General features: G+C 46.2%; 1 protein-coding gene. It reads right to left on the bottom strand.

Translation table 11 applies throughout. The annotated features are described in order from the left end of the window. Positions 1–571, bottom strand: a 571-nt coding sequence (locus R7Z50_RS29680; protein ID WP_318150038.1) for a replication initiation factor domain-containing protein, incomplete at both ends; no start/stop codon positions are given.

Here is a 571-nt window from a genome sequence, read left to right on the forward strand (position 1 = left end):
AGCAAATCACCTTGCGTTTCCTCGGATATGAGAAGTCCGAAAACTTTCTCCAAATCACCATCCAAGTACTTAGCAATATCCGCTAACGTACGACCGACTTGTCGACGAGCCCAACGAATACGCCCGTGCATATCGAGCGCAACTTGTTTCTTTTTTGTGACCACCTTTACAGGCGAACTTGCAACGATTGAAGCGCTATAAGCACAAATACCAGCAAAATAACCACTAATATTTAGCAGCACATCAACCGTCATATCTTTCAATTCACACTCACTTCGAAACCAAAACATATCGAGACCGAGTTGGGCTGCCTTGTTATAGATTCGCCAGTAAATGCGAGACGAGCGATTGCCTACCTCGAATGATTCATTGATAACTTTGCCGGAAGCCTCAGCGAAGTAACGTTCGCCAGCACTAGGGCTACGACCTTTATCCGAAGTTCTGAAGGCATCATCTGCGTAGGCTTTTTTGGCATAGTCACGACCAAACAGGCCGTGGAAGTCATCGACAGCAAGGTCGATTCGAGAGAGGCGATTACAATCAAGAAGCTGCAACCACCAATGCAAACGAA

Source organism: Vibrio sp. 1249-1 (assembly GCF_033340495.1).